Below are 2138 nucleotides of genomic sequence, written 5' to 3'. Positions count from 1 at the left end.
GTTAAAACCCTTCACTCAAATTAGTTTGCAATATTTATAAATTATTATTGAATTAATTTTTAGTGCGACAGCCTCTTAAACTGTTTACTCTAACCCACATAAATTTTGTTTCTTATTTTCACCAGAACGTGCACGAAGTGTAGCTTCAATCTCTTCAAGTGAACGATTGCGTGTTTCAAATACTTTAGAGTGAACAAACCAAATTGCTGCAAAACAAATTAGTCCATAACCAATAAACAAACTACCAGTTCCAAAGTAATTTAATAATGTTGGGAATGTCAATGATACCAACATATTAGCTGCCCAATTGATAACACTACTAAACGAATTACCTAAACCACGAATATTTAGTGGGAATACTTCACCAACCATGATCCACATTACAGGTCCCCAGGTAGCTGAGAAGAAGGCAATATATATAGTTAATGCAATAACACAAATAATTGAAGCAGTAAATGAACCATGAGCGAACTTCATTGAGAAACTCATAACTAGTAATGAAATACCCATTCCAATAGCACCATAAGTTAGCATTTTCTTACGATCAATTTTATCCATAATCACAACAGCTATAGCAGTTATAATAACATTAAATATTCCAATTCCAATATGAGCAAGTAATGCTGCCTGAACTCCAAAGCCAACCTCAGTAAAAATAGTTGGCGCATAATAGAGAACTGTATTACATCCCATAATCTGTTGGAAAATGGCTAAGCCTATACCGATAACTAATGCTGGACGAACAAGTTTACCAAATAGCTCCTTAACTCCACCACTTTTAATTTCAGCTTGTCGCTTAATTTGTATAAGTTCATCTCTAACAGTATCTTCATTATGTTTGTTCATTTGTCCTAATACATCTTCAGCTTCACTAATTCGTCCATCTTTAACTAAAAATCGAGGACTTTCTGGTAATATAAGAGCACCCAAGAAAAGAATTGCAGCTGGAACTGCTGCAAAGCCAAGCATCAAACGCCAACCAATATAAAAACCAGAAAAACTATAGTTAGTTATATATGCTAATAGAATTCCGCTCATAACCATTAGTTGAAATAAACTTGACACAGAACCACGTTTTTTAGCTGGTGCTAATTCTGCCAAGTATGTTGGAATTAAGGCAGAAGAGGCGCCAACTGCAATACCAAGAATAATACGTGATATAATCAATGTCCAAAATTCTGGAGAAAATGCTGATCCAAGTGCTCCTACAAAAAAAATCATGGATGATAACAAAATCAACTTTTTACGACCATACTTATCAGACATAGGTCCAATAATTGCAGAACCAAGAACAGCTCCTAATAATACGGCACTAACAACCCATCCTTGCTGCCATGAACCAAGATGCATTTGATTTTGAATAAATAAAATAGCTCCTGAAATAACTCCAGTATCATACCCAAACAAAAGACCACTAAGTGCACCAAAAATATATACTAAAGAACTATTAATTTTCACTTTCATTAAAACCATCTCCTACTCTTTCATTCATTTAGTCATAAATCTACATATTATTCTTACATAATTAAAGCAATTAAAACGTTTGCATATTAATACCATCGTTATTTTGTTTTAACTAAAACATTGATTATAATTTTTTAATATCTTCAAAGTTCTAGTAAAACGTTATCATTGCATTTAATGTTGTTTATACAATCACCTCTTTTGACAATAATTCTTGCTGCTATTTTAATCAGACTAATTCTATCATTTTAATTCATTGATGAAGTTTACTTTTAGTATTTTTAGTATATCACTTTAAGTAAACTTTTTCAATATACTTTATAAAGTAATTTAATTATCTTAAAAGTATTTTCTATTTACTAACTATAGAACACAGCTAAACTGCTAAAAGCAATCATAATAAGCTTGTAGATATGAGAATTATCAACGTATTCCAATTGCTGTTCTTTATAAAAGTTGTGTGGTCTGAAAGCACCTTATATTTGCAAGCTACTAAAAGTCTACATTGCAAAACACAGTATTGGTTTGCCAGCATAAAAAAATAGCTTATACAGTTAACTCTTTTACAAGTTACTATATAAGCTATTTTTAAAACATTATTATATAATTGGAGGCGCCACCCAGATTTGAACTGGGGGTAAAGGTTTTGCAGACCTCTGCCTTACCACTTGGCT

The 2138-nt window shown here is 32.0% G+C and carries 1 protein-coding gene; it reads right to left on the bottom strand.

Annotation, left to right across the window (positions count from 1 at the left end; genetic code table 11):
* Positions 1 to 84: 84 nt before the first annotated feature.
* Positions 85 to 1464, bottom strand: coding sequence for a sugar porter family MFS transporter (locus LQK79_RS20740; RefSeq protein ID WP_053243599.1), 1380 nt, complete (start codon positions 1462 to 1464; stop codon positions 85 to 87).
* Positions 1465 to 2138 lie beyond the last annotated feature (674 nt).

The organism is Clostridium guangxiense, from assembly GCF_021043395.1.
Lineage (GTDB): Bacteria > Bacillota > Clostridia > Clostridiales > Clostridiaceae > Clostridium_S > Clostridium_S guangxiense.
This window is presented reverse-complemented; position numbering and strand designations above follow the sequence as displayed.